Raw genomic sequence first — 26239 nt, forward strand, 5'->3', positions numbered from 1 at the left:
TTCATTTCCTTGCTGTCCAGAGCCATGGGGCTGCGCGCTGTTGCGCCGCCTCGAATGCGGTGATGTCCCCGCCGTGCAGTGCGAGGATACGGGTGGTATCGTTCCAGCCCTTGAGCAGAGCCTCGCGGCGGTCATTGGCCACATCGAAAGCGATGTCGGGCAGGCCTTGGGCTTTCACCAAGCGCGCTTCCAGATCGACTGTGATCGTCCCGCCCGCTTCTGCGTGGCTGCGCAACGCGCCAACCCGTGACGCGTCGAGCCGGATGGGCAACATATTGTTACGAAAGCAATTGGCGTAGAAAATTTCGCCAAAGCTCTCGGCGATGATGATGCGAATGCCCAGGTCGAAGATCGCCCAAGGCGCCTGTTCGCGGCTTGATCCACACCCGAAATTCGGTCCTGCGATCAGGATCGGGCGGCTGTCGCCCGCGCGGATCGGAAAATCCGGCTCATCGCGGCGATCGGCAAAGGCATAGGCACCCAGCCCCTTTTTCTCGGTGATGAGGAGGAAACGGGCAGGGTAGATGATATCCGTATCCATATCCGCATCGGGCAGGGAAATAGCCGGGCCGGTGACGGTGACCAATTTGCTCATGCCAGCATCTCCCGCACGTCGACGATACGCCCGCTGATGGCAGCAGCAGCGACCATCACGGGGCTCATCAGATGCGTGCGCGCACCCGCCCCCTGCCGGCCTTCGAAATTGCGATTGGAGGTGGAGGCGCAGCGGGCACCCGCAGGCAGGCGATCCGTGTTCATCGCAACGCAGAGCGAGCAGCCGGGTTCGCGCCATTCGAAGCCGGCGTCCAGGAAGAGCTTGTCCAACCCCTCCGATTCCGCCTGCGCCTTGACGCGCATGGAGCCGGGCACGACGAGCGCGCGGACGCCGGGCGCGACATGCCCGCCGCGAATGATCGACGCGGCGGAGCGCAGATCCTCGATGCGGCCGTTGGTGCAACTGCCGATGAAGGCGTGATCGATGGTAAGCCCGTTCATGGCCTCACCGGCATGGACGCCCATGTAACGCATCGGCTTGGCGAAACGGTCGTCATCGGGCAGCAGGGAGCGCACAGATACCACTTGATCCGGGCTGGTGCCGAAGGTGACTTGAGGCGCGATCGTTTCGGATTCGATCGTGATTTCGGAGTCGAACAGGGCATCGGCATCGCTGGTGAGCGTGCGCCAGTAAGCGATGGCTGCATCCCAGTCCGCGCCATGCGGGGCGCGCGGACGGCCCTTCACATAAGCGAAGGTCTTGACGTCCGGCGCGACGAGGCCCGTGCGTGATCCGGCTTCGATCGCCATGTTGCACAGCGTCATGCGCCCTTCCATCGACAGCGCCTGGACCGCTTCACCCGCAAATTCCGTCGCATAGCCGGAACCGCCGGATGCGCCGACCGTGCCGATGAACGCCAGCGCCATGTCCTTGGCGGAGACGCCGGCTTGCAGCTTGCCCGTGAACGTGACGCGCATCGTCTTGGCCTTGGCCTGCCACAGCGCCTGCGTGGCCATGACCGTGCCGCATTCCGATGCGCCGACCCCGAAGGCCAGGGCGCCAAAGGCCCCATGAGTGGAGGTATGGCTGTCACCGCATACCAGCGTCATGCCCGGGAGAGTGAAGCCCTGTTCCGGTCCGATGACATGCACGATGCCCTGATCCTCGCCGTCGAGCCGCAGATATTCGATACCGAACTCAGCGCAATTGCTTTCGAGGAGTGCGACCTGTGCGGCCGCCTGGGAATCCTTGATCCCCTCCGCACGATCATGCGTCGGGACGGAGTGATCGGCGACGGCAAGCTGCGTTTCCGGGCGACGCACCGTCAACCCATCCTCGCGCAACGCCTCGAAGCTTTGTGGCGTACTCACCTCGTGGAGCAGGTGGCGATCGATATAGAGAAGCGCCCTGTCGTCGCTCTCGACGACGACATGCGCGTCCCAGAGCTTTTGGTATAAAGTCCGCTGCATCAGCTTATTCCCGTGGCGTGGCAGGGGCTGCTTAGCAGCCCGTCTCGCGGCCCGACTTCCCTGATCAAAATGGCCATGCACTGACATTCCTGTTGATCTCAATTGTATTGGGTATATATCAATTAAAATCGGGATGTCGAGGTGACGGGCGCGCTCTTTTGCGGGGTCGCCGGGAAAAATTTCTCAGGACCATCGGCGCTGGATTTCAGTCCTTTGGTCGGCGGCTTGATCGACGGGCGCATCTTAGGGCCGATGGGCTAACGTTGAAAAAGTGATCGTCTGGCGCAGAAAGACGCTTGCCAATTGTATCATATATATATCAAATGGCGACATTGGCGATGCGCTATTTGGCGATCTCGCACAGATAGGAAGGACGAGGCATGACGCTTCTGAAATGCGCGACGCATATTGTCGGGGACGTGGACGCGGCCGTGGCGCGCTATTCGCAATGGCTGGATTACACCGTGGTCGAGGACGGGGTGATCCCTGCGGATCTTGCCGCAGCATGGAATGCGCCTGCCAGTGCAGGGCGCCGCTATGTCCTGATGCAGCCTTCATCGGGCAGTCCTGTCTTCCTTCGCTTTATCGAGGGCGACGACGTGCCCGACTATCGCCCCATCCGCACCTATGGCTGGGCGGCGATCGAAATCTGCGTGTCCGATGTCGAGATCGTCAACGAGCGGATGATCGCTTCCAAGGTGTTCGATGTCATCGGCGCGCCCAAGCCGCTTGATGGCTTTCCCAATGTGAAACCGATGCAGGTGCGCGGACCGGATCAGGAAACCGTCTATCTCACCGAAATTCGCGTCGATGATCCATCAAGCGGGCTGCCTCAGGTCAAATCGCTCGTCGATCGGCCGTTCATCCTCGTCCTGGCCTGTCCCGACCTGCGCGCGACCGCCAAATGGATGGCGGATGTGCTTGGTCTCGAGGTGATCGATCCCGTGGCCATCCGCTATTCCATGATCTCGCTCGCATTCGATCTGCCGGCGGAAAGCAAGCACGAACTGGTGACGGCGAAGTGGCAGGGTCAGGTGTTTCTGGAGGCGGATCAATATCCCGAGGGGACCACCGTCCGCCCCGCGCATCCCGGCGCTTTGCCACCCGGCGTTTCGATTGTTTCGATGGTGCACCCCGATCTGGCGCGGCTGGAGGGGCATTGGGCTTCGCCGCCAGTGTCGCGCGATGGCGCGCTTTATGCCGGTGCGCGCGTCGGCCTGCTCAAGACGCCCGAGGGCGCGCTTCTCGAAGTGATTGAAGGCGATCCGATCGCCTGGGGCAACTGAGGCCGCCCTGCGCGGCTCCATCAAGGATCAAGCATGACTGAAACAGTTGAAATCAAACGGGGCTTTGTCGATCTGGCGCATGGCCAGATCCATTATCGCCATGCGGGATCGGGTGAGCCGATTTTGACGCTGCACGCATCGCCGGGCAGCTCGCGCCAGCTTCTGAGCGTGATCGGCGGCCTGGCGGCCGGGGGCAAGGTCTATGCGCCCGATACGCCGGGCAATGGCGACAGCGTGCCGCTCTTCGATCGTGAACCCATTCTGCCCGAACTGGCCGAAGCGGCGCTCCGCTTCATGGATGCGATGGGGTTGGAGACGGTGAAGCTCTATGGGTCTCACACCGGCGCGGCCATCGCGGCAGAGCTTGCGATCCTCGCGCCCGAGCGCATCAGCCATATCGTATTGGATGGCGTAAGCTGGCTGACGCCGGAGGAGCTGGAAGACATATTGGCCAATTATGCCTTTCCCTTTGTGCCCGATCAGGACGGCGCGCATCTGACCCGCCTGTTCCAGTTCTGCCGGGATCAATATATGTTTTTCCCCTGGTATAAGCGTACCCGGGAAGGCCGTCGCGACAATGGTCTAGGCAGCGCCGCCGATCTCCACGCCTGGGCGTTGGAAGTGATGAAGGCGAGCGAGACCTACCACCTCAATTATCGCGCGGCGTTCAAATGGAATGCGCGCGATCGCCTGCCGCTTGTCACGGTGCCGGCGCTATTCATGGCGGGCGAGAATGATCCCTTGTTCGATATCACGAGCGAATTGTCATCGACCATTGCCGGTGGGCGCTTCGTTGCCCTGCCGCGCTTCGATGCCCCTAACTTTGTGGATCAGCGCCACGCCGCGATCACGACGTTCTTTGCCGAACGCTCTTCCACCCCGACGGAGGCTTGATCATGGATTTCGGCGGATCACTGCTCACATTTCTCCATATCTTGATTCCCATCTACTGGCTGGGCGGAGACCTGGGAGCCTTTTATGGATCGACCTTCATGACCGATCCAAAGCGGTCGGTCGCTGAGCGTTTGATGGCGCTCAAGATCCTCAACAATATCGATATGGCTCCTCGCACGGCGCTGATCCTGTCTTTCCCTACGGGCTTTGCCTTGGCCTGGGCCAAAGGCTGGATCGATGTATCGGGTGTCGCGGTAGCGGTCGTGGTCGTAGCTTTCCTGATCTGGCTCGCTTTGGCCTGGGCCGTGCACCTCCAGCACGGTGGCGGCAGCGGCATCAAGAAACTCGATATCGCCATCCGCTACGTCGTTCTGGCAGGGCTGGCCTATGGCGGCACGATGGGCCTCACCGGCGGTCTGCCCATCCCCTTCTTTATGGCGATCAAGCTCTGCATTCTGGCGGTTTGCGTTGCTTTGGGGCTGCTCGTGCGCCGGCAATTGGTGCCCTTGTTCGGCGCGATCCGCACGATGATCGCGACCGGGCCGACGCCCGAAAGCGACGCGGTCATTGCCGCCGTCAATGCCAAGGCACGCATCTCGGTGCTGACCATCTGGGGGCTGGTCCTGCTGGCCAGCTTTCTCGGTATCGCGCGCCCGGCCTAAGCGCTTTTCCACCTGCTCATATAAATGGAGAGACACGTCATGAAACATGAAACGATCAGCGGTAAGATCCTCTACACGTCCAGAAAGCCGGGTCGCGAAGGTGAGGAGCGGGGCCGCGAATATTTCACCTTCACCAAGCATAGCGATGGCAGCCGCACGTTGCGGGCGCTGTGTGAGATCGAAGAACCCAGCCCCACGGTGATGCGCGACATCACCTACAGCCTCGATGCAAACGATATGCCGACCGATTGCTTCGTGCGCCTGATGATCGGTGACACGTTCATGGGGGCCGGCCTGTTCCGGATCACGGAGGATTTCGTGGAATGCGAAAGTTTCGGCCCGTCGATCGGCCGCCTTTCGCAAAAAGTCCCCATCGTCGGGACGTTTGACGGCTTTGGCACGCACCCGATTCAGGGCGACGCCTATATCACCAAGAAGATGGACAAATCCAAGGGGCCGCACGCCCGCGCGCTGCGCACCTTCCTGCCATCGCCTGACCATCGCGGGGCCACGCCGCCGATGATCTCTGAAGTGAACATCCAGCTTGCCTATCTGGGCGACGAGACGGTGACTGTAGAGGCTGGCACCTTCGCCGCTTCTCATTATCGCTTCAGCGATCCCGACGCCGGCATGGCGACGGCGGACGGCGCACACCCGGATTATGACGTGTGGGTCACGGCAGACGACGACGCCATTTTCCTCAAGGGCGGCGTCGGCGGCTATATGCAGACCTGGTACGAACTCGCCGAACTGACGCGCCGCTGATCGACAGGCCTGCGCCGCCGCTGGATTGAAATGGCGGCGCAGCGCCTGCTGGAGATCTGACATGCAGCATCGATCGCTCGTCGGAAAGATCCTCTACACCTCCATGAAGCCGGGCCGGGAGGGGCAGGAAAGGGGGCGGGAGGATTTCACCTTCACCGTCCATCCGGATGGTAGCCGAACGGTGCGCGCGCTCTGCGAGATCGAGGAGCCGGCTCCTACGGTGTTGCGTGATATCACCTGCAGTTTCGATGCGAACGATCGACCCACGGACTGCTTCGTTCGGCTGATGATCGATGATCGGTTTCTGGGTGCGGGTCTGTTCCGCTTCACCCAAGATGCGGTGGAATGCGAGAGCTTTGGGCCTTCCATCGGCCGCGTATCGCAGACCATGCCGCTCGGTGGATCCTATGACGGCGTCGGGATGCACCCGATCTCAGGGGACGCCTATATCGTCAAGATGATGGACAAGGCCCGCGGGCCGCACAGTCGCGTGGTGCGCAGTTTTATTCCCTCGCCCGACCATCGCGGCGTCGGCGCGCCCTTGATCGGGGAGGGGCGGATGCAATGCACCTATTTGGGCGATGAGAACGTCACCGTGAAGGCGGGCCGTTTCGAGGCATCGCACTTTCGCTTCACCGATCCCGAAACACAGAGCCATCCCGATTACGACATCTGGGTCACGGCCGATGACGACGCCATTTTTCTGAAAGGCGGGGTCGGGGGCTATATGCAGACCTGGTATGAGCTCGTGGCGTTACACCAGCGGTAACGCCATTTCCGAAACGCCATGGCGCGCGGCAGCAGCCCGCGGTCAGAACGCCTCCGGTCCGTCCCAGGGGCGGGTCCAGCTTTCGGGCGTGCCTTCGGGGATTGCGGGAGCGTAGGGTGCGCCGATCGGCAGCGGCTTGGGCGCCGACCATTCGGTGCGGACCTTGTTCGCGCCCGCCCGCATGATCTGGAAGAAGCCGGCTTGCGACACATGGGGGCCGTGCACGATGCCGGGCGGACGATAGAAATAAGCGCCCGGCCGGATCAATCCCTCGGGCGTCCACATCTCGCCCTGAAGCATCAGCATCTCTTCAAAATGATCATGAGTCTCCGCTGGCATGGCGTCGGCCGGAGGCACGCCATGGGGCAGGCCCAGCAGCAGGAAGGTCCGCGAACTGTCATTGGGGCCAAGACGCATCACTTTGCGGGCAAGGCGCAGATGCGCAATCTGGGGATCACTTGCAGACATGTCCCACGGCACCGACAGAGGGTCGACTGTGATCGCCTCCGACACGCCTGAAATGCTGTTGGGATCGTCGCGGCCATAGCGGAAGATGAGCAGGGTGGCGCCCTGTTCGCTCGCCCTGATGCCGGCGCTCTCCCCGCGCGGGATGAAACCATAGGCATGATAGGCGCGCGCCTTTTCATCGATCACGATGGTGCCATCGAGCACGAAATATTCCTCGGCGCGGTCTTCCGGTCCCATATCCTCACGGATGAACCCTGCTGGATAGCGCACGATGCAGGTCTCCGCGCCGTCCGCCGGATCGAAATTCAATCGTTTCACCCGCGTGCCATCGGCCTGCACCTGCCAGTCGATATTCTGGCATTGGACGAATTCGATATAGGGGCGGGCCATGGTCAGGCGGCCAGGCCGAGGGCACCCGGATTGATCCGGCCCTCCGGATCCAGAAGGTGCTTGACGCCTTCGATCAGCAAGCGCGATTCAGGACGCATGATATCGGCATAGTGATAGGTGCGGCCGATCTGATTGGACTGCGCGCCGAACGCGGCGAACAGTTCCACGATCTCTCCGCGCACTTTCATGACAAGCGCGCGCGCCTGTGGATTGGGAACGGGCTCTGCGGTCTTCGCCTTGGTCTCCGCGCTCACCATGGCATGGTGCATCGGCAACCAACTGTCATGCCAATTGAACACCGGCTCATAGCTGAAAACGTGACTGCCGATCACGGTGAGAAGGCGCGATACGATCACGCCCGCCGCATCCAGATCGCTTTGGTGGCGCGCGATGAGCGCTTCGACCGCATCGACGAGCTTGTGTGCATCACTATGGGCGACCTTGGCATTGAGCGCGATCCATCGATCGCCCGTCGCCCCCAGCACGGCGTCGAGCTGCGAGAAAGGATCGGCGCGGCCGGCGCGGGGGATGGAATTGGGCAGTTCCTTTCCACCGAGCTTCGCCACGATCGCGCGGGCCAGAGCCATGTCTCCGTCTACGGCTTCGCGGCTGCGACCGGCCAGGACGATGTGAAGCGAATAACAACCGTCGTCGATGAAATCGCGGCCAGCCATGGCAAGCTGCGCACCAGCTTTGAGCCCGCGCAGCAGTCCGCGCTCTTGCGTGACCACCTTCATCAGCGTCTTGGCATCCTTGACCAGGTCGCTCGGCGTGGCAAGCGCCTGCCGGGTCTTGTCCGGATCCATCATAAAGGCATCTTCTGCGAGTTCGCAGCGGCCGATCTCGCAAATCGCCTCGACGCCGGCATCCCGATCCTGAAAGCCGAAGGACAGATAGTCGGTGTGCGCCGGGGTGCGCATCATGCGAAAGGTGAGTTGACCCTTGATGCCCATCGCGCCGGCATCGTGCACGAAAAGCCCGGTGGTATCGGGGCCGAAGGTGCGGGAAAACGGACGCGTCGCCGTGGAGATCGCCGTCTGCCCGGTGTGGAGGATGGATCCGTCGGCCAGCACGACCTGCAGGCCCAGCACGATCTCCGCAGAAGTGCCGTAGCGGGCAGTGCCTAGAAACAGCGCCCCGTTGGACAGGCCACCGCCCACGGTCGCGCCCCGACCGGAAAAGGTGCCGAAAAACGGCAAGCGCAGGCCCAGAGGTTTCAGGGCTTCGTGGATGGCCATCCATGTCACGCCCGCCTCGACGGTGATGAGCATGTCCTGCGCATTGATTTCGATAATTTTGTTCATACGCCGCAGATCGACCGCGACCGCGCCTTCGGTTGGCGAGACATAGCCCTGCACATAGGTCAGCCCGCCACCGCGGGGGAGGAGCGCGAGCCCGGCCTTGGCGATTTCCTTTGCGGCGGCACTCAGTTGTTCGATCGAATCCGGACGGATGACGGCGGCGACCAATCCGGACGCGCTGTAGAGATCGGCGGAATGAAGGCGGCGGCTCTCCATGTCGATCAGCAAACCCTCGGCGCCGAGAATGGCATCGAGACTTTCGATCAGGCTGTCGCGGGTGATGGCGGCGGTCGTGGTCAAGCGGCTTCCCTTTCCTTGTGATCCAGCGCGGCAGCACGGAAAGCGGCGCGCCCGGTGTAGAGCACCAGCGTCGCAGCCAGGCCGCATCCGAAGAAGACGACGCCAAGCGACCAGGCAATGCCGCCCGGGCTGGTGAAAATGGTGTCGGACAGAAAACCGACGATGAAATTGCCGGTCGTGAGCGCGATGAGCCCCGAGCAGATATTGTGCAGCGCCATGACCTGCCCGCGCATCTCATTGGGCACGATCATCGAGATGCCCGAATAGACCCCGGAGATATTCCAATTGAGGAACAAGGCGTTGAGCGCGTAACCCAGCAATGCGAGCGAGCCGGATGGCACCAGACAGGCGAATGTGCCAAACACCACCATGGACAGGCCACAGGCGATCGCGGCGAGCATCGGCGCATCCGAATGGCCGCGCTTCGTGAGCCAGGAGATCACCCAGCCGCTGTTGATGGCCGCGAAAATGCTGATCGGCATTCCGACGGCACCGAGCAGCCAGCCTGTTTCCGCAGCGCCCCAGCCATGGACCCGTATGAACAGCGCAGGAAACCAGCCGATGATCGCATAGACGCAGACAAGATTGAGCACCGTGCCCAGCATCAGCGATCCGAATGCCCGCGGATGTCTCTTGAAAAGCTGGATGATGGGCCGAAGGCTGATCGGCGGGGTCACGCCGGAAACGCCGTGACGCTTCGGCTCGCGGACCGTCAGCATGATGACGAGGGCGAGGAGAATGCCCGGTGCGCCGCACAGGATGAACACGATCTGCCAGGGGGCCATGTTCTCGAACATGGCGTAATCGACGATAAGATGATCCGCCGTGACGAGAAACAGTCCCGAAAGGCCCATCGCCGCCGCGGTGCCGAGAGAACTGCCCGTGACGAATGTGCCATAGGCCTTGGGTCTTACGTCGGGCTCGAAATAATCTGCGATCAGCGAGGCGGCGCAGGGCACCAGAGCAGCTTCGCCGACTCCCACGAGCATTCGCGCAAAGAACAATCCGCCGAAGCTGCTGGCAAAGGCGCATCCGATGGTGGCGGCGCTCCATAGCAGGAGGCCGATGACCAGCAGGGGCACCCGTCGTGATCGATCGCACCATATGCCCAGGGGGAGGCCCAACATGCTGTAAAACAGGCTGAAGGCCATGCCCTGCAACAGCCCGAATTGCGTATCGTTGATATGGAGCGTCGCCTGCAACGGCACGATGAGCAGGCCGATCGACACCCGGTCCAGAATCGCCAGGGCATAGGCCAGCGTCAGCAGCGAGACGACATACCAGGCATATTTCCGCGGCGGCCAGTTATGGTCTTTTGCGGATGGCATGGCGAGCGCGATCACAGCGCGCCCTCCAGAGCGAATGCGGTGAGGAAGGTTTCGACCGCCGCGGCGGCATCTTCGATGGTATCAGGCCGTGGCAGCGCGCGGGCGCTGGGCAGACTGCCAGCCACATTGGTCACCGCTCCATAGCCCGGGTCGTCGGGTCGCGAGAAGAGCAATGCGGGCTGACTGAAAGCCGAATAGGATTCCGCATTGTCGATCTGGGCCAGCGCGCCGACGGCATCGCCATAATGTTCCGGTTGCTTCAATATGCCGAGCAGCGCGTCGTGCAGGCCGAACGCGTCGAACTGGGGAGCGATTGTGCGAAGCGCCGTGGCTTCGGTGGCATACCATGGCCAATTCGCCTCGCCGTCACGCAGCATGTGCCAATAACGGTGAATGTGCCCACCCCCCGTATCGAATGGAAATTCGGGGCATATGGAATCGCTGTTGATCGCCATTGTGCTGAAGCATCCGTCGAGAATGATATGGCCGAATTTGGCGGGATGACGCGCTGCGAGCAGCGTGCCCAGGGGGGTGGCAAATCCCGTGGCCAGAATATCGGCCTTTCCGATTCCGAACTGGTCAAGCATGGCTTCGAGCGCGTCCGCCATGGATATCAGCGACGGCGACGGGAGCGCGGCGGATTCCCCGAAGCCCGGCAGATCGGGCACAATCGTGGCGCGGGTGGACAATGCCTGCTGCCAGCGCAGCGCGTGCAGGGTGGTGGGCGCGGACAAAATCAGCAGCGGCGTTCCGCTTTGCGGCCCCGCGCGATTGACCAACATCGGACCATGCGGAAGGTCGGCATAAATCCGGCGTTGAACAGGTTGCTGTGGCGGGGCCGCATGGACAGCCTTGTCTTGCGATGCTTCCCTGAAAGACCTTTCCAGCCATGCCAACCATTTCGATCGATCGGACCCCAGTCGCTCGACGGTCAATGCAGCGTTATCCTGTGTCGGAACGCGCGCGAGATGCGCGTAAAGCACATCGCTCTCTTTGGCAGCGATCAGCGTTTCGGACTTAACCTTGAGCAGAGCGGGCTTTGGATCATAGCGCATGGCAGCCGCATAGGCCGCCGCATAATTCGGCCCGGCTGCGAAAAAATCGATGATATAGTCCGCGATCCAGCCATCCGTCGGCGTTGCGATCGCCATGCGCGTTTGCGGTCGCTGATCGAACCAAGGGAACCAGCGCACCATATCGCGCATCCGCGTCCATTCTGCCGCCAGATAAGCGCCCGATCCGTCGATCGTGAACGGGCGCATATATTGGTCGATAAAAGCCACATCCGCAGCTTGCTCCGGGATCGAAAGGCCATCCAGGATCAGTCGGCAGGGCTGCCCGGTCCGCGCCGCATGTTCGAGCGCGATTTTCGCACTGGTGTGGGTTGCGTACAGGGGGGCGTGACTGAGCCCGAGCGCCGCGAGAGCCGCGCCCAGCGCATCGGCGAAATCCGCGATCGTGGGTGAAGCCTGATCGAGTGGTTCGGAGTTGCCATAGCCGGGGGTGTCGAGCGCATAAACGCAAAATTCCTGCGACAGATACTGCATCGTCTCGATGTGCAGGCGTGACGATCGGGGGGAGTCGTGAAGCATGACAACGGCTGGGCCTTGGCCGGCAACACGGTAGTGCAAGGCGCGTCCTGCTACGTCTGCGAAACGCCGCTGCACGACGGCAGCCCCTTCAAAAAAGGCTGATTTGCCCACATCCATGACCACTGCTCCATCAGGCCGACATGGCGCGTCCGACATAAGGCTTGCGCAAAGTCATTTGATATATTCTTATAACGTATGGTGCGGCATGGTCGACCGCTTGTCCAGTCCTGGAGTGAAGATTGATGAACGTCCAAGCTTGGCAGGGGACGCCTGCGGGATCCCGCGAGACGCGGCAGGGCTGGCTAGTCGTTGCCTCGGCGATGATCGGCGTCGCGCTCGGTCTCAGCCCCATTCCCTTTTACACCATCGGCATGTTCGCGCCGGAATTGTCGCGTGAATTCGGCTGGAGCTTCGCGTCCATGATGGGAAGCATCGGCGTCCAATCCGCCGTGGTCATGGTGGCCAGTCCGCTCGCCGGTTTCGCGATCGATCGTTATGGTGCACGTCCCGTCGCACTCATCTCTTTGGGCCTGTTCGGCCTGTGCTTCATGAGCCTGTCTCTGAGCACCGGATCATTGACATTATTCTATGGGCAGTGGGTGATCATGTCGGTGCTGGGCGCGGGCACGCTTTCGGCGACCTGGACCCGCGTCGTGAACGGATGGTTCGACAAGAACCGCGGTCTTGCGCTGGGCATTGCAAGTTCGGGCACCGGCATCACCGGGTTTTTGATCAAGCCGTTTGCCGCTTGGATCATTGCCGATTTCGGCTGGCGCACGGCCTTCGTCGCCATCGGCGCACTGCCGATCCTGATCGGCATTCCGATGGTGCTCTGGCTGTTTCGGGAAAACCGGAAGGCCAATCTGGCCGTTGCGACTCCGGGTGCCGAGGAGCCGGTCGAGGAATATGGCATGACGCTGGGCCAGGCGCTTCGCAGCGTGAAATTCTGGATCCTGGCGGTCTCGTTCTTCCTCATATCCTTCGCATTGACGGCACCCACGCCAAATCTTGAAAACATCCTCAGGTCGTTCAAGTTCGAGCTGGCGGAGATCGGGGCGATCACGGCCAGTTTCGGCCTTGCCGTCATTGCCGGGCGGATCATCGGCGGCTGGCTCTTGGATCGCTTCTGGGCGCCTGCGTGCGCTTTCATGATCCTGCTTATCCCAGCCATTGGAAGCTGGCTGCTTTCAGGCGACGCGCTTGGAAGCGAGGGTGCCTTTGCCGCCGTGCTATTTATCGGCTTTGGCGCAGGTTTCGAATTCGACCTCCTGGCCTTTCTCATCAGCCGCTATTTCGGCCAGCGCAATTATGGCGTGATCTATGGCTGCTTCTACACGGTTATCGCTTTTGGCGGCGGGCTTGGGCCGGTGGTCTATGGATACGCGTTCGACATGACGGGTTCGTATGGCACCGCGCTTCGCCTTGGCATCGGCTTTGTGATTACCGGCGGTGCGCTGCTTCTGCTGCTGGGGCGCTATCCAAAATGGGAGAAAGAGGCCGGATAAAAGCATCTTATATCAATCGGTTATCGCTGCAGGCCTTTTACTTCTTGACTCATGGGCAGGAATCATTTGTCTTAATGGTATAAGAATAATACAAACATGTGACGAAGCGCGATTTCGCAACGGGACGGCTTCAGCGAGAGAAGGGGTATAAAATGACTTTTAGACTTTCCATTCGGGCTTCGTATCTTGCACTGGCAGCCAGCGCGCTGGCTGCGACGGGCACCACCGCCATGGCGCAGACGCCCGACCAGGCGGCTGAAACCGTCGAGGAAGAAAGCGGCGGTTTCGCTGGTCAGGATATCGTCGTCACGGCGCAGCGTCGTCCCGAGCGTCTGCAGGACATCCCTCTGACGGTGACCGCGTTCAACGCAGAGACCATCAAGAGCCTCAATCTCAACGACGCGATCTCGGTTTCGAAATACGTCCCGTCGATGATTTCGCAGCATAATGCGGGTCTGGCCACCGCCAACTCCTATTTCTTGCGCGGCCTTGGCAATACGCAGTCAGCGGCAACCTTCGATCCGCCGGTCGGCACGTATGTCGATGACATTTATGTCGCGCGCCAGAACGCCAACAATTACGCATTTTTCGATACGGAGCGCGTCGAAGTGCTGCGCGGCCCGCAGGGCACGTTGTTCGGCCGCAACACGACGGGTGGTGCGGTTGCGATCATCATGCGCAAGCCCAAGGATGAGGTTGGTGCGAAATTCGAAATGTCCGCCGGCTCGTTCGATCGCGTCACGGCCAAGACCAGCATCGACCTGCCGATTTCCTCGACGATCCTGACGAAATGGTCCGCCTTCTATGTCAAGGACGATGGCTATCTCAAGAATATCACGACGGGCGAGACCCTGAACGGCGAACGCAGCTATGGCTTCCGCGGCGATCTGCGTCTGTTGCCGACCGATGATCTGACCATCGATCTGTCGGGCGAATATACCAGCAACACCGGCACCTATTTCGGTGTGCGCACGCTGCCCACGCCGTCGTCGCGTTTCGGCACGACCACCACGCCGGTGTTTTACGAAGCGGCCACCAACATGCGGCAGACGAGCTGCAAGGGCGATCCCGTCACCACCTTGCTCACGACCGGCGACGGCCTTTGCCTGAATTCGGAGAACTATGCGGCATCGGCCAACATCACCTATTCGCCGGACGCCGGCACGCTTCAGGCGATCGTTGGATATCGCAAGCAGGATCAGGGCTATATCAACAATTACAGCTCAGGTACGGTCAACAAATTTGCCGGCTTCATCCTGGCGGACAAGATCGACAACTCCCAGCATTCGGGCGAATTGAAATGGAATAGCGAGCTTTTCGACGGCAAGCTCAAATATGTCGCTGGCATATTCTATCTCAAGGAGATCAACGATCTTTCGACGGCGACCTTCTCGGGCGGCACGACCGCTTATAATCTGACCGCGGATGTCCGCTTCCATCAGGAAGTCGAAACGGCGGCGGCTTATGCGCAAGGTGATTATGAGATCGTTCCCGATCTGATCGCGACGCTTGGCGCCCGCTACACCTGGGAAGTCAAAAATCTCGATTTCTTCCGGTCCGATCGCTTCCCGGGCTTTGGCTATGACAGCGCAGCCGTGATCGCCACGGGGGTTCCGTTGCGCCAGACCCAGAGCCGGGTCACCCCGCGCATCGCGCTGTCCTACAAGTTCGATCCCAACGTGCTGGTGTTCGCTTCGGCCACGAACGGCTTCAAGTCGGGCGGCTGGAACGGGACCAACAGCAACCCCGCACTGGTCCTGCCGTTCCGCCCCGAAGTCACATGGTCCTATGAGACCGGCTTCAAATCGGAACTGTTCGATCGCAAGCTACGCTTGAACGGCAACGTCTATCTGGCGATCACCAAGGATCTTCAGGTTACATCCGGCATCATCATCCCGCCATTGACCACGGTTTCGCAACTTGCGCGCAATGCGGGCAAGCTTCAGACCTATGGTTTCGAATGGGAAGCAGCGTTCTCGCCCAACCGGTATTTCAACATCTTCGTGAACGGCTCCATCAATCGCGGCAAATATCTGTCGACCGTTCAGACACCGGGCGTGCCAGCCAATCTGCAGATCCAGACATCCACCGTTCCGGTGCGTGTGCCTGATTTCCAGATCGCTACCGGTGCCACCTTCAAGGTGCCAGTCGATGCACTGGGTGGCGATCTCGGCATCACCGGTGCATTCCGCCATAACTCGCCCTATTTTGTTGCGGCACTCAATACGGCGGCAGCGCCCACCGAGAATTTTGTCGATCTGACGGCGACCTATGACAATGAAGACGGTAAATGGGGGGCATCCTTCGGGGTGACCAACCTGACCAAGCAGGAAACCATCACGGCGAACTTCATCTCGCTCTTTCCTGGCGATCCGCGCCGCTTCACCGGGCGTTTCTGGTTCAACTTCTGATCCCGATCCGCTGGATTTCAAGAGGGGGCTGCCAAATGGCGGCCCCCTTTTTTTCGTTTACGTCTCAGCGCGAAGCAATTCTTTCCTCGCTATCCGATCAGTTTGACTCTTTTTTCCATCGATTTCTTGACGCCGGCCTGAAAAAACGAAACTAGGCGATGGCTATTTCATGAAGCAGGACGTCAAATCAGGGGGTGGTATAGTGATTGACCGGGCTGCGGCGGTACCTTTGTATCACCAGATTTATCTTCAACTGAGAGATGAGATTTTAAGCGGCCAGCGGCCCACCGGCAGCGCGCTGCCGACCGAGCAGGAACTGTCCGAAATTTATGCCGTGTCGCGCATCACCGCGCGTCGGGTTCTCACCGAATTGGCGCAGCAGCATTTCGTGGAGCGCAAGCGCCGACTGGGCACGCGCGTCATCTTTCAGTCGCCCGCCACGCCGATGGAAGCCAATATCGATCAGGCTGTCGATTCACTGCTGGCGTTCGGCCGCCGCACCCCTGTCACCGTGATCGAGGTCGCAACCGAAAACCCTTCGGCCATTGTCGCCAGCGCCTTGAAAATAGACCCCACCGATCAGGTCATTCGTGCTGTGCGCGTCCGTTCCATGGATGGCGAGCCACTCGGTTATATCGTCAGCTATGTGCCCGCAGCACTTGGTGACGTGATCACGACCGCCAATCTGGCCAAGGCGCCGATCCTCAAGATACTTGAAGAAGCGGGTCACCGGGCGGTGCAGGCGGAGCAGACGATCAGTGCGATGCAGGCTGATGCCGTCATTTCTCAGGCGCTCAACATCGAATCGCGTTCCGCGCTGTTGCGGATCGCGCGCACCACCTATGACAAGGATCATAAACCCTTCCTCCTGACTTTCGCGCACTACCGCGCCGACAAATTCACGATCCGGCTTGATCTCCAGCATCCGGGCGGTGCCACCTTGACGCCGACCATCACGCAAGGCTGACCATCTGGGCGTGGACAACGCCATAATTGTTATATAAGCCATACAAATGAGCATTGATGTGAACTTGCCGAGGGTGAGCGCATCGATGATCTGGGGCCGTGTGCATTTCGCGCGCCGGACTCATCAGATCAGGAGTATCAGGTGAAAGCATTTCAGATCGGCGAACAAAGCGGAATCCAGAGCCTGACGGCGACGACGCGGCCAGATCCCGTCGCAGCGGCGGGCCAGGTGGTGGTCGCGCCGCGCCTCATCAGCCTCAACAATCGCGACATTCAGATCCTGCGCGGATCCTATGGTGCCAAAAAGCCGCAGGAGCGGGTTCCCGTGTCCGAAGGCGTGGGCATCATCACGTCGGTCGGTGACGGCGTCACTGCGTTCGCCGTGGGTGATCGCGTGATCAGCAGTCACTTCGTCAACTGGTCGGGCGGCGATTTTGGATATCATGCCTTCGGCTTCGATCTGGGTGTGACGCATGATGGCTGGCTGGCCGAGCGCGTCGCCATCCCCGCTCATGCTCTCATTCGCGTGCCTGAAGCGTTGTCGGACGCGCAGGCCGCGGCACTGCCTTCGGCAGGGTTGACCGCCTGGAATGCCCTGGTGGAAGTCGGCAAGGTCAAGGCCGGCGATCTCGTTCTTTGCCTTGGCACGGGCGGCGTGGCGACATTTGCGCTTCAGATCGCCAAGGCCAATGGCGCGCGCGTGGCCATCACCTCGTCCAGCGACGAGAAGCTTGCCCTTGCCCGAACGCTGGGTGCCGATATCACGATCAACTATCGCACGAGCGCCGATTGGGCCGCCGAACTGATGGCGCAGACCGGCAATACGGGGGCCGACATCGTGGTCGAAACCGGTGGCCAGGGCACGCTGGGCCAATCCATCGCCGCGGCGGCGGTCAACGGGCGCATCGTCATCATCGGTGTGACCGCGGGTCAGGGCTTGAGCGTTCCGAATTATGGAACGATCATCGGCAAGAATCTGACGCTGAAGGGCATCGCGAACGGCAGCAATGCCATGCTCGCCAAACTGGTGCGCGCGGTTGAGGTCAACAAGATCGATCCTCTGGTTGCCAAGACGTTCAAATTCGATGAAGCGCCCGAAGCCTATGCCTATTTTGCGGCGGCCGAACATGTGGGCAAGGTGATGATCGAATTGGCATGAGCAATGCCGCGTCGATACTGGCTGATCATGCACTCGGCGTGGAATGGTCAGAATTGCCGGACAGCGCGCGTCGCGCGGCGCTGAACTTTCTTCATGATACGCTGGTCGTGGGCATTGCCGGTCGCAATGCCCCGCTCGCGGAATCCGCATATGCGGCGGCCAGAAAATGGAGCGGGCAGGGCGGCAACGGCCTGGTGCTGGGTCGCCCCGAGGCGGCATTGACGACGCCGCACGCGGCGTTCGTCAATGCCTATCAGATCCACAGCCAGGAATATGACTGCGTTCATGAACCCGCTGTCGCTCATCCGATGGCGAGTGTCGGCGCGGTGCTGCTGGCCGAAGCGGGACGGTCACCGGCCAACGGCGCGGATTTTCTCTCCGGCATGATTGCCGGGGTCGATATCGTGGCGACGCTGGGTGTCGCGGCGAAATCGCCGCTCAAATTCTTCCGACCGGCTACGGCAGGGATTTTCGGATCAATCGGCGCCATCTGTCGTATGCGGCGCCTCTCACCCGAAATCACGATCAACGCGTTCGGCTATGGCCTCGCCTTTGCCAGCGGCACCATGCAGGCGCATCTTGAAGGCAAGCCCGCACTGGCGATCCAGGTGGCAGCAGCAGCGCGCTCGGCGATCGAAGCGGTAGATCTTGCGCTGGCCGGATTTGAAGGACCGCAGGGGTCCTTCGATGGTCCTTTCGGCTATATGGCGCTGTTCGAAGACGACGTGGATCTCGAACACGCACTCGGCCAATTGGGAACATGCCAACGTATCGAAGAACTGAGCTGGAAACCCTTCCCCACCGGGCGTGCGGCGCATGGTGCAATCATCGCGCTGCAGCGCTTGATGCAAGATCATGGGATCACGTCGGATAATCTGGAACGGTTCGTCTACCGTGCGCCGCCCCTGATCCATCGTCTGGTGGGGCGTCGGCCCTTTGCGGGCATGGGCATTGCCTATGCACGGCTCTGTTTTGCCTGGCTCGGTGCGGTCGTCCTCACGCGGGGGACGATCGACCTGACGGACTTTACGCCTGAGCGTCTCGCAGACCCGGCCATATTGGCGCTGGCAGAGCGGATCGAAGTCGAGATCGACGACAATCGCGATGCCGCCGCCTTCGTGCCGGCCATCGGCATTGCGACGATGCGCGGCGGCGCGGCATTCAGCCAAATGGTCGATCGGCAATTCGGCTCACCCGAATGGCCCTTGAGTGCGCAAGAACATCTGGCCAAGGCCGCGCGCTGCCTGGCATTCGGGGATATGCCAGGCATCCACGATGCCCTTGCGGCCCTGATGGAGCGCTTCGATGGCGTGGGCGATGTGCACGACGCGCTCGCCGAGGTGATGGGTCGCGTTTGATCCCCCTCCGGTCGGAGGGAGGATCAAACGGGTATCAATGCGGTTCCTCGCCGCCCGAGACATTCAGGGATTCGGCTGTGATATAGTCCGCCGCATCCTGGCACAGAAAGGCGACGGCGTTGGCCGTATCCTGTGGAATACCGGGGCGTCCCATCGGGATGCGCGCGGCCATATCGGCCATATATTGATCGAGTGACTTGCCCTGCCGCTCCGCGAAATAGCTGTTCTGCCATGCGCCAAGCCCGGTGGTGACATGATTGGGGCAGACGTTGTTCACCGTGATGCCATGGCTGCCCAGTTCGATCGCGGCGGAGCGCGCGAGGCCGACAAGCCCGTGCTTCGACGCCGTATAGGCTTGCGCGCAGGGAAAACCGCTTTTGGCCGCCTGGCTTGCGATGTTGATGATGCGGCCACCCTTGCCCGCCGCGATCATGCGCTCCGCGGCAGCGCGCAGGCCGAAAAAGGATCCGGTCAGATTGACGTCGATCACCGCCGTCCAATCGTGCTCGGTCACTTCGAGCAGCGGCTTCATGATATAGCCGATGCCCGCGTTATTCACCCAGATATCCAGACTGCCATGCTCGGCCACGGCATGATCGGCCAGCGCCTGAACCTCGTCCCAGCGGCGCACGTCGCAGGCCATAGCCGAGACTGCTACACCCTTTGCCTTGATGGCTTGCGCGATCTCTTCCATCTCGGACGAGAGCCCGATCATCGAGTCAGGGGTTGCCGCATCGCGCGACGCGCCGATGTCGGACAGGACGATATTGGCACCATCTTCGGCCAGGCGGAGGGCGATGGCCTCACCCAGACCGGCCTTGCGGCCCGAACCCGTGATAACGGCGGTCTTGCCGGCGAGGGGCTTCATGCCGCGCTCTCGATCGGGCGCGTCAGAATGAAAACGGGGTCGGCCCAATCCTGAAACTCTCCGGCGATTCGCGCCATGGCTTCGGTCGATACTTCCTGACCGAACAGATCCATGTCGGCGACATCGATGATTTCAATAAAGTCATAAGGCGGTTTGGCATCGCTGCCCAACACGCCCGTGCTTTGGAAAAGCGTAAAGGAATCGACGGATTTCAGAGCGTTGACCGTGGGAAGATCGGTTGTGACCGCCCAGCGCTCATAATCTGACGCTGTCTTTCCAGGCTTCAGGTTCACCAATACGATTATTCGCGTCACGGGTCGTTCCTCTCTTGGCATTCGAAATTTACGGTGTCATATTGTTATAAACATATACCAAACCAAGGGAAGCGGGATTTGACATGACACGCCCCAACGCGCCTGAGCAAATGCCCTATGAGGGGCCACCCGATTATCGCGTCGTCGGGCGTCATGCGGTGTTTCCGCAAACCGATCATGACGAGATCGAGCGGATCAATTTTCTCGCGCAAATGAACCGTCATCTCTCGACGCGCGTCGTTCCCGGCGTCCGCGCAGCCTATGACAATCGCATCGCGCCCGGTTTCGAAAAGGCCAACGGCCGGGCTCTCGCCGATCGGCACGAGGCTCGAAGGGCGTCTCTGCAAGATCCCGCTTTCACGCTCTGGTCAGCGTTGCGGCGCATGACGATGGAGCAGCGCCAGCAGGCTGGCCGCTGGACCGCCATCCGCCAGCGCGAAGCCCTGGCAGAGAAGGCCGCGGCGCTCACTGAGGGTGACACGCGGCTTCGGCTGGACCCAAGCCTTCCCATTCCGCGTTATGTTTCCGCGGTCGATCATCATTGTATGCCAGGCAGCTATCACAGCGAATATTTCCCGGGTGATGTGACCAACGGAGCCAATTACGATCACGCAGGCTTCGTCACGACAGCGGGACTGCTCGGCAAATATTCGGATGGCGGCGGTCATGCCGTCGTCAAATGGGTCCAGCGCAATTTCCCCGACTTCAAGCCCCAGGCGATATTGGAAATCGGCGGGACTGTCGGTCACTCGAGCCTGCCTATCGCCATCGCCTATCCCGAAGCGCATATGACCGTGGCCGATCTGGGTGCCCCGGTGCTGCGTTATGGTCTGGCCCGCGCCAAGTCGCTTGGCGTGGACAATATTTCCTTCGTTCAGGCGAGTGGAGAGGATTTGTCGATTTTTCCGGATGCCAGCTTCGACTGGATCCAGACCACCATGTTTCTTCACGAACTCTCGAACAGCGCACTTGATAATATCATGCGCGAGACGCGACGTTTGCTGAAGCCGGGCGGCATCGTCCTTCACGTCGAACAGCCTCAATTTACGCCTGACATGCCCTTGTTCGAGCAGGTGATGCGGGATTGGGACGCCTTCTACAATAATGAGCCATTCTGGAGCCGGATGCACGAGCTCGATCTCGATCAGCATATGGTGGACGCCGGTTTCGATCGCGAAAAGCTGATCCATGGCGGGGTCACGGGCGTGGTGGATCGGGATCTGTTTCCCGATGCGGCGGAGGACGATACCGAAGATTATGGCCGCAAGGCCGCATGGCATGTCATCGGGGCGACGGTCTGATGAGCGTGAACGATGCCATTGCGCAAGCCGGCGCCAAGGCCGCCGGCAAGAGGCCGTATTTTCTGGATGAGGAGGTGGAAACCGTCCTCGCGATCACCATGGCCACGGTCCAGGAACTGGCCGTCTCCCGCCAGCGGATCGATACGCTGGAGCGTCTGCTTGAAGACAAGGGCGTTCTGAAGCGCCAGGAAATCGAAACCTTCACGCCCGATCCCGCCGCCGCGATCGAACGTGCGCTTTCCAATCAGGAATTGATCGCCCGCATCCTGCGGATCGTGCAGCAGCGCAACGAAGCCGCCGATCTGGCTAGCGATGTGGCCTCCGAAGAGGTGGGGAATGAAATCGGGTCCCGGCCTTGAGTCGTTTCGATTTTTCGGTGCCCGTTCTGATCGCTGGTTCGGGCGCTTGCGGCGCGGTTGCGGCACTGGCGGTCGCAGATGCTGGCGTGATGCCATTGGTCGTGGAGCGGGATGACAGGCCGGGAGGCTCCACCGGCATGTCGCAAGGGCTGTTTTGCGCGGCGGGCACGCGCTCGCAGCAGGAGCACGGCATAGACGATAATGCCGACATCTTTTTCGACGACATCATGGCCAAGACCAAGGGCCTCGCCGATCCCGTCATCGCGCGCACGCTGGCTGCAAATAGTGCGCCGGTGCTGGAATGGCTGCGCGATGTTCATGGTCTGCCATGGGAGTTGGATACGCGCTTTCGCGCTTCCTATGGCAACAGTCGCCAGCGGGTTCATGGCTGGCCCGAACATAGCGGGATGGATATGGTGCAATGGCTCCATCGTCGCATGAACGATGCCAGCATCGATGTGCTGATGCAGACCAGATTGGTCGATATTTTCATGGACGAGGGGCGGGTGGTCGGCGCCGCGCTTGAGCGCGCGGATGGCGTGATCGAGCATGTCGGCTGCGATAGCCTGATCATCGCCTGTGGCGGCTTTGGGGCCAACAGGGCCATGACCAACCTCCACATGCCGGAAACGGCGACGTTGCGCTTCAACGGCCATGAAGGCAGTCTGGGCGAAGCCATTGAAATTGCCGCGCGTCTCGGTGCGGCCCAGGGGGATATGGGCAGCTATCAGGGCTATGCAATGCTCACTGATCCGCAGGGGATATCGGTCCCGCCGCCGGTGCTGATCGAAGGCGGCCTGATCGTCAACAAGTCAGGCGATCGCTTCACCGATGAATCACATGACATCGCGGGCATGGTGCATCCGCTATCCGTGCAGTCCGATGGCATGGGGTGGGTCATCTATGATGCCGAAATCGAATCCCGATGCGCGCTCATCCCGGAACTGGTCCAGTTGATGGCGTTGAACGCGCAGAAGGAAGCGGACAGCATCGCTGAACTGGCGCGCCTCACGGGCACCGATCCGGCCCGCCTGAACGCCGCCATTGGCGAGGCCCAAAAGGTGGCCGACGCACACGGCACAGATTCTTTCGGCCGCGTCTGGGCCGATGGCCGGGTGCCGCGGGCTGCCTTCCGCGCGCTCAAGGTGACCGGTGCGCTCTATCATACGCAGGGCGGCCTCCAGATCGATGAATCGGCCCGCGTGCTCCGCCCTGACGGGACGGCCTTTCCAAATCTTTTTGCAGGGGGCGGTTCGGCACGCTCCGTCTCGGGGCCGTCATCCTGGGGCTATCTCCCCGCCATGGGGCTGACGACGGCGGTGGTGCTGGGGTGCCTTGCCGGTCGGGCCGCGGCATCCGCCAGCGCTGCCTGATTGTCCTGCGAACATTTGTGCAGCGTCTTGCAACCTCGAATTTATATGTCATAACACTAATACATATTAGATGGTCCGAGCGACTCTCAAGATGGGAATGAGTATGCAGCAAGACACACAGGTTGCGCCCTCGACAGGGTTACCGGCATTGATGGAAATGCTGTCCGGCATCGTGGGGGCTGACCGTGTCAAGGTTGACGAGGCATCGCGCCGCCTTGTGAGCGAAGATGTCTGGATGCCCGTGAATGCCGTGGCCGCGCTGATCGTCGCCCCCGGCTCGACACAGGAATTGGCTGCTGTCGTCCGTGCCGTCCATCAGGCTGGATTCTCCATTGCGCCGCGCGGTGCCGGGATGAGCTATACCGCGGGTTATGTGCCCGCAAATGATCGCACCGTCTCGATCGACCTGACCCGGCTGGATCGCATCTTGCGCGTCAGCCGCGAGGATATGACGGTCACGGTCGAGGCAGGTGCAACGTGGAAGGCGATGAACGACGCCTTGGCCGTGCAAGGGTTGAGAACGCCTTTCTGGGGTCCGATGTCCGGCCTCTCCTCCACGATCGGCGGCGGTCTGTCGCAGCTCAACGCCATGTTCGGTGCCGGCCATTATGGCACATCGAGCGAGAGCGTCGTTGCGTTGACCGTGGTCGCGTCAGACGGTGCCATCATCCGCACAGGCGCACGCGGGCCAGATGGTGATACGCCGCATTATCGTCATTTCGGCCCTGACCTCGCCGGTCTGTTCTGCGGCGATTGCGGGACGCTGGGCATCAAGGCGGAGGTGACGCTGCGCATGATTTCCATGCCCGCCTATGAGGATCATGCGTCATTTTCCTTCCCCAGTGGCGAAGCTTTGCTGCAGGCGATGGCGGAGATTGCGCGCAAAGGGATCGCGGCTGAAACCTGCGCCTTCGATCCGGGTCTCACCATGGTGCGGATGAAGCGGGCATCGCTGGTATCGGACGTCAAAACGCTTGGCGCAGTCGTCGCCAAGGAAAAGAATTTCGGAAAGGGCTTGCTCGCCGCCGCCAAAATCGCGCTGGGCGGGCGCAATTTCATCGCCCCGACCGATTATCCGCTGCATGTGATCTGTGAAGGCCGATCAAAGGGTGCGGTGGAGGCCGATATGGCCGAAGCGCGCCAGATTGCGGCCGTATTTGGCGGGGCTGAAATAGAAAACAGCATCGCCAAGGTGATCCGGGCCATGCCTTTCCCGCCGCTCAACTCGATGCTGGGGCCGACCGGCGAGGCGTGGGTTCCGGTGCACGGAGTCTGCTCCCTCTCGACCTCCCCCGCCATTTTTGGAGAAATCCAGCGCCTTTACGAACGCCGCGACGCAGACATGAAAGCGCAGGATATCCATGTCGGCTTTCTGTTCACGACCATGGCCAGCAATGCCATCGTTATCGAACCCGTCTTTTTCTGGCCACAAGGGTGGCGGCCGGTGCATGAATCGGCGGTTGAACCATCCCATCTGGCCCGCCTTGATCAACGCCCGGACAATCCGGAGGGGACGGCGCTCGTCACAGCCCTGCGCAAGGAGATCGTCGATATCTTTGCGCGCTATGGGGCCGGGCATTTTCAGATCGGACGCACCTATCCCTACCGCCAAAGCCGGGACGATCTCTCGAAAAGCCTGCTCGATGCGCTCAAGGGGGTGATGGATCCCGATGGCATCTTCAACCCCGGCGTGCTCGGTTTTCCGGTGAAGGACGCCGCATGAGCGAAACCTATCAGGCGATCCAGCTTCAGCAATTTGCCGAGAGCTTCCGCGCGGGCGCGCGCATTGTGGACCTTGATCTCAATAGGCCGGGTCCGGGAGAATTGCGGGTCCGCAATCATTATTGCGGCATCAACGGCATTTTCGATACCCAGATCGCGCGCAACGCGGTCGATTATGTGAAGATCAAGCTGCCGACGCTCACCGGGGTCGAGGCGGTGGGGGTCATAGAATCGGTGGGCGAGGGCGTCGAAGGATTTGTCCCGGGCGATGCGGTGGTCACCACCCGTTTTCCGGGGGGCTATCGCACGCTCAATCTCGCGCCCGTCTCACATTTCGTGAAAGTGCCCCAGGCCACGCGCGAATGGCTGACGCTGGCATCGACCGGCGTGTCGGCGGCGATGGCGCTGGAGCATATCGGTGCGGTGCAGGATGGTGAGGTCGTCGCCGTCTCGGCCGCAGCGGGGGGGCTGGGTCATCTTATCGTTCAACTCGCGGTGTTGCGTGGTTGCCATGTCGTCGCGGTATGCGGTGGCCGAGAAAAAGGCGATTTCGTGCGCTCGCTCGGTGCGCATCGCGTGATCGACTATCGCTCGGAATCGGTCGCCGATGTGCTGGCGGCCGAATATCCCGACAAACTGGATGTCGCGATCGATACGGTCAGCGGCACCATCTTCGATGCGTTTCTCGATAATGTCGCGCCGCATGGCCGTGTCGTCGTCGGCGGCGCAGCGGCCGATCTGGAAGGGAAGCCCGAAATCGTCACGCAGCCGCGCATCGCGCACAAGCTGTATTACAAGGGCGCGTCTGTGCGCGGTTTCATGAACGGACTGCTTACGGATCATTGGCCCGCCGCGCGCGAGAAGGTCTTTTCGCTCTATGAGAGCGGTCGCCTGAACATCACTTTCGATGATCAGGAATTCCTGGGCCTGGACGGTGTCTTCGATGCGGTCGAGAGGCTGCTTTCAGGCCATTCCATGGGCAAGGTCGTGGCGGATCTGCGCTAGCAGGCGCGGGGCCATCGCCATTCCAGATCATAATATGCGGCAACGCATCACATTCTCCTTTCCAGCGATTCTTAGGGTGCAAATATGACATATCGTCTTGGTGTTGATGTTGGCGGGACGTTCACGGATTTGTTGTTGTTTGAGGCGGAGTCTGGTTCGTTTTGGCGGCATAAGACGC

Annotated in this window: 23 protein-coding genes; 15 read left to right on the top strand and 8 right to left on the bottom strand. The window is 61.0% G+C overall.

Annotated elements, in window-relative coordinates:
- Position 1: 1 nt before the first annotated feature.
- Positions 2-595, bottom strand: a complete 594-nt coding sequence (leuD, locus tag FHS49_RS18440) for a 3-isopropylmalate dehydratase small subunit (RefSeq protein ID WP_184021785.1) — start codon at positions 593-595, stop codon at positions 2-4.
- Positions 592-1965, bottom strand: coding sequence for a 3-isopropylmalate dehydratase large subunit (gene leuC / locus FHS49_RS18445; RefSeq protein WP_184021788.1), 1374 nt, complete (start codon positions 1963-1965; stop codon positions 592-594). The genes leuD and leuC overlap by 4 nt, the downstream gene beginning before the upstream one ends.
- 380 nt (positions 1966-2345) lie before the next feature.
- On the opposite strand from leuC, the gene FHS49_RS18450 reads away from it, so the two are divergent.
- The 5 genes from FHS49_RS18450 (at position 2346) to FHS49_RS18470 (ending at position 6341) form a co-directional block, all read left to right on the top strand.
- Positions 2346-3251: a VOC family protein gene (locus FHS49_RS18450; RefSeq protein ID WP_184021791.1), complete on the top strand. Its 906-nt coding sequence runs from the start codon at positions 2346-2348 to the stop codon at positions 3249-3251.
- A 33-nt stretch (positions 3252-3284) separates the two neighbouring features.
- Positions 3285-4145, top strand: a complete 861-nt coding sequence (locus FHS49_RS18455) for an alpha/beta fold hydrolase (RefSeq protein ID WP_184021794.1) — start codon at positions 3285-3287, stop codon at positions 4143-4145.
- Positions 4146-4147: 2 nt separating this feature from the next.
- On the top strand, positions 4148-4807 hold the full coding sequence (locus FHS49_RS18460; protein ID WP_184021797.1) for a hypothetical protein: 660 nt from the start codon (positions 4148-4150) through the stop codon (positions 4805-4807).
- 39 nt (positions 4808-4846) lie between these two features.
- Positions 4847-5572 (top strand): DUF3108 domain-containing protein, encoded by a 726-nt coding sequence (locus FHS49_RS18465; protein WP_184021800.1) that lies wholly within the window; start codon positions 4847-4849, stop codon positions 5570-5572.
- 61 nt (positions 5573-5633) lie between these two features.
- On the top strand, positions 5634-6341 hold the full coding sequence (locus tag FHS49_RS18470) for a hypothetical protein (protein ID WP_184021803.1): 708 nt from the start codon (positions 5634-5636) through the stop codon (positions 6339-6341).
- Between the two features lie 42 nt (positions 6342-6383).
- Here the strand turns inward: FHS49_RS18470 and FHS49_RS18475 are convergent, their stop codons facing one another.
- The 4 genes from FHS49_RS18475 to FHS49_RS18490 are packed head-to-tail and all read right to left on the bottom strand — an operon-like array spanning position 6384 to position 11720.
- Positions 6384-7199, bottom strand: coding sequence for a cupin domain-containing protein (locus FHS49_RS18475; protein ID WP_184021806.1), 816 nt, complete (start codon positions 7197-7199; stop codon positions 6384-6386).
- A 2-nt stretch (positions 7200-7201) separates the two neighbouring features.
- Positions 7202-8800, bottom strand: a complete 1599-nt coding sequence (locus FHS49_RS18480; RefSeq protein WP_246351039.1) for an FAD-binding oxidoreductase — start codon at positions 8798-8800, stop codon at positions 7202-7204.
- Positions 8797-10143 carry an MFS transporter gene (locus FHS49_RS18485; RefSeq protein ID WP_343053024.1) on the bottom strand — a complete coding sequence of 449 codons (1347 nt, stop codon included), beginning with the start codon at positions 10141-10143 and terminating at the stop codon, positions 8797-8799. Before FHS49_RS18485 ends, FHS49_RS18480 begins: the two co-directional genes overlap by 4 nt.
- Entirely contained in the window at positions 10140-11720 is a 1581-nt protein-coding gene (locus FHS49_RS18490; RefSeq protein WP_184021811.1) for an alpha/beta fold hydrolase, read from the bottom strand. Before FHS49_RS18490 ends, FHS49_RS18485 begins: the two co-directional genes overlap by 4 nt.
- Before the next feature lie 242 nt (positions 11721-11962).
- On the opposite strand from FHS49_RS18490, the gene FHS49_RS18495 reads away from it, so the two are divergent.
- From FHS49_RS18495 to FHS49_RS18515, 5 genes are all read left to right on the top strand, one after another.
- Positions 11963-13225 carry an MFS transporter gene (locus tag FHS49_RS18495; RefSeq protein WP_184021813.1) on the top strand — a complete coding sequence of 421 codons (1263 nt, stop codon included), beginning with the start codon at positions 11963-11965 and terminating at the stop codon, positions 13223-13225.
- 152 nt (positions 13226-13377) lie between these two features.
- On the top strand, positions 13378-15636 hold the full coding sequence (locus tag FHS49_RS18500) for a TonB-dependent receptor (RefSeq protein WP_184021815.1): 2259 nt from the start codon (positions 13378-13380) through the stop codon (positions 15634-15636).
- Between the two features lie 229 nt (positions 15637-15865).
- Positions 15866-16603 (top strand): GntR family transcriptional regulator, encoded by a 738-nt coding sequence (locus FHS49_RS18505; protein ID WP_246351042.1) that lies wholly within the window; start codon positions 15866-15868, stop codon positions 16601-16603.
- Between the two features lie 141 nt (positions 16604-16744).
- Positions 16745-17761: a zinc-binding dehydrogenase gene (locus FHS49_RS18510; RefSeq protein ID WP_184021819.1), complete on the top strand. Its 1017-nt coding sequence runs from the start codon at positions 16745-16747 to the stop codon at positions 17759-17761.
- Entirely contained in the window at positions 17758-19119 is a 1362-nt protein-coding gene (locus tag FHS49_RS18515) for an MmgE/PrpD family protein (protein ID WP_184021822.1), read from the top strand. Before FHS49_RS18510 ends, FHS49_RS18515 begins: the two co-directional genes overlap by 4 nt.
- 34 nt (positions 19120-19153) lie before the next feature.
- Here the strand turns inward: FHS49_RS18515 and FHS49_RS18520 are convergent, their stop codons facing one another.
- Positions 19154-19987, bottom strand: coding sequence for an SDR family NAD(P)-dependent oxidoreductase (locus FHS49_RS18520; RefSeq protein ID WP_184021824.1), 834 nt, complete (start codon positions 19985-19987; stop codon positions 19154-19156).
- Positions 19984-20280: an REDY-like protein HapK gene (locus FHS49_RS18525; RefSeq protein ID WP_343053025.1), complete on the bottom strand. Its 297-nt coding sequence runs from the start codon at positions 20278-20280 to the stop codon at positions 19984-19986. The genes FHS49_RS18520 and FHS49_RS18525 overlap by 4 nt, the downstream gene beginning before the upstream one ends.
- Positions 20281-20384: 104 nt before the next feature.
- Here FHS49_RS18525 and FHS49_RS18530 point away from each other — a divergent pair, with 104 nt between their 5' ends.
- The 5 genes from FHS49_RS18530 to FHS49_RS18550 all read left to right on the top strand — a co-directional run bounded on the left by FHS49_RS18530 (position 20385) and on the right by FHS49_RS18550 (position 26061).
- Positions 20385-21602, top strand: coding sequence for a class I SAM-dependent methyltransferase (locus tag FHS49_RS18530; protein WP_246351045.1), 1218 nt, complete (start codon positions 20385-20387; stop codon positions 21600-21602).
- On the top strand, positions 21602-21961 hold the full coding sequence (locus tag FHS49_RS18535) for a hypothetical protein (protein ID WP_184021828.1): 360 nt from the start codon (positions 21602-21604) through the stop codon (positions 21959-21961). Before FHS49_RS18530 ends, FHS49_RS18535 begins: the two co-directional genes overlap by 1 nt.
- Positions 21958-23334, top strand: a complete 1377-nt coding sequence (locus FHS49_RS18540; RefSeq protein WP_184021831.1) for an FAD-dependent oxidoreductase — start codon at positions 21958-21960, stop codon at positions 23332-23334. Before FHS49_RS18535 ends, FHS49_RS18540 begins: the two co-directional genes overlap by 4 nt.
- A 103-nt stretch (positions 23335-23437) precedes the next feature.
- On the top strand, positions 23438-25057 hold the full coding sequence (locus FHS49_RS18545; protein WP_184021833.1) for an FAD-binding oxidoreductase: 1620 nt from the start codon (positions 23438-23440) through the stop codon (positions 25055-25057).
- Entirely contained in the window at positions 25054-26061 is a 1008-nt protein-coding gene (locus tag FHS49_RS18550) for a zinc-binding dehydrogenase (protein WP_184021835.1), read from the top strand. Before FHS49_RS18545 ends, FHS49_RS18550 begins: the two co-directional genes overlap by 4 nt.
- The last annotated feature ends 178 nt before the right edge of the window (positions 26062-26239 follow it).

Origin of the sequence: Sphingobium boeckii (assembly GCF_014199215.1) — a bacterium.
GTDB classification, from domain to species: Bacteria; Pseudomonadota; Alphaproteobacteria; order Sphingomonadales; family Sphingomonadaceae; genus Sphingobium_A; species Sphingobium_A boeckii.

Excerpts from the sequence above, each read along its gene's own strand:
- FHS49_RS18470 (WP_184021803.1), top strand. The coding sequence starts at position 5,634 with ATGCAGCATCGATCGCTCGTCGGAAAGATCCTCTACACCTCCATGAAG.
- FHS49_RS18530 (WP_246351045.1), top strand. The coding sequence starts at position 20,385 with ATGACACGCCCCAACGCGCCTGAGCAAATGCCCTATGAGGGGCCACCC.
- FHS49_RS18515 (WP_184021822.1), top strand. The coding sequence starts at position 17,758 with ATGAGCAATGCCGCGTCGATACTGGCTGATCATGCACTCGGCGTGGAA.
- FHS49_RS18535 (WP_184021828.1), top strand. The coding sequence starts at position 21,602 with ATGAGCGTGAACGATGCCATTGCGCAAGCCGGCGCCAAGGCCGCCGGC.
- FHS49_RS18500 (WP_184021815.1), top strand. The coding sequence starts at position 13,378 with ATGACTTTTAGACTTTCCATTCGGGCTTCGTATCTTGCACTGGCAGCC.
- FHS49_RS18475 (WP_184021806.1), bottom strand. The coding sequence starts at position 7,199 with ATGGCCCGCCCCTATATCGAATTCGTCCAATGCCAGAATATCGACTGG.
- leuC (WP_184021788.1), bottom strand. The coding sequence starts at position 1,965 with ATGCAGCGGACTTTATACCAAAAGCTCTGGGACGCGCATGTCGTCGTC.
- FHS49_RS18455 (WP_184021794.1), top strand. The coding sequence starts at position 3,285 with ATGACTGAAACAGTTGAAATCAAACGGGGCTTTGTCGATCTGGCGCAT.
- FHS49_RS18460 (WP_184021797.1), top strand. The coding sequence starts at position 4,148 with ATGGATTTCGGCGGATCACTGCTCACATTTCTCCATATCTTGATTCCC.
- FHS49_RS18495 (WP_184021813.1), top strand. The coding sequence starts at position 11,963 with ATGAACGTCCAAGCTTGGCAGGGGACGCCTGCGGGATCCCGCGAGACG.
- FHS49_RS18465 (WP_184021800.1), top strand. The coding sequence starts at position 4,847 with ATGAAACATGAAACGATCAGCGGTAAGATCCTCTACACGTCCAGAAAG.
- leuD (WP_184021785.1), bottom strand. The coding sequence starts at position 595 with ATGAGCAAATTGGTCACCGTCACCGGCCCGGCTATTTCCCTGCCCGAT.
- FHS49_RS18490 (WP_184021811.1), bottom strand. The coding sequence starts at position 11,720 with ATGCTTCACGACTCCCCCCGATCGTCACGCCTGCACATCGAGACGATG.
- FHS49_RS18545 (WP_184021833.1), top strand. The coding sequence starts at position 23,438 with ATGCAGCAAGACACACAGGTTGCGCCCTCGACAGGGTTACCGGCATTG.
- FHS49_RS18450 (WP_184021791.1), top strand. The coding sequence starts at position 2,346 with ATGACGCTTCTGAAATGCGCGACGCATATTGTCGGGGACGTGGACGCG.
- FHS49_RS18520 (WP_184021824.1), bottom strand. The coding sequence starts at position 19,987 with ATGAAGCCCCTCGCCGGCAAGACCGCCGTTATCACGGGTTCGGGCCGC.
- FHS49_RS18550 (WP_184021835.1), top strand. The coding sequence starts at position 25,054 with ATGAGCGAAACCTATCAGGCGATCCAGCTTCAGCAATTTGCCGAGAGC.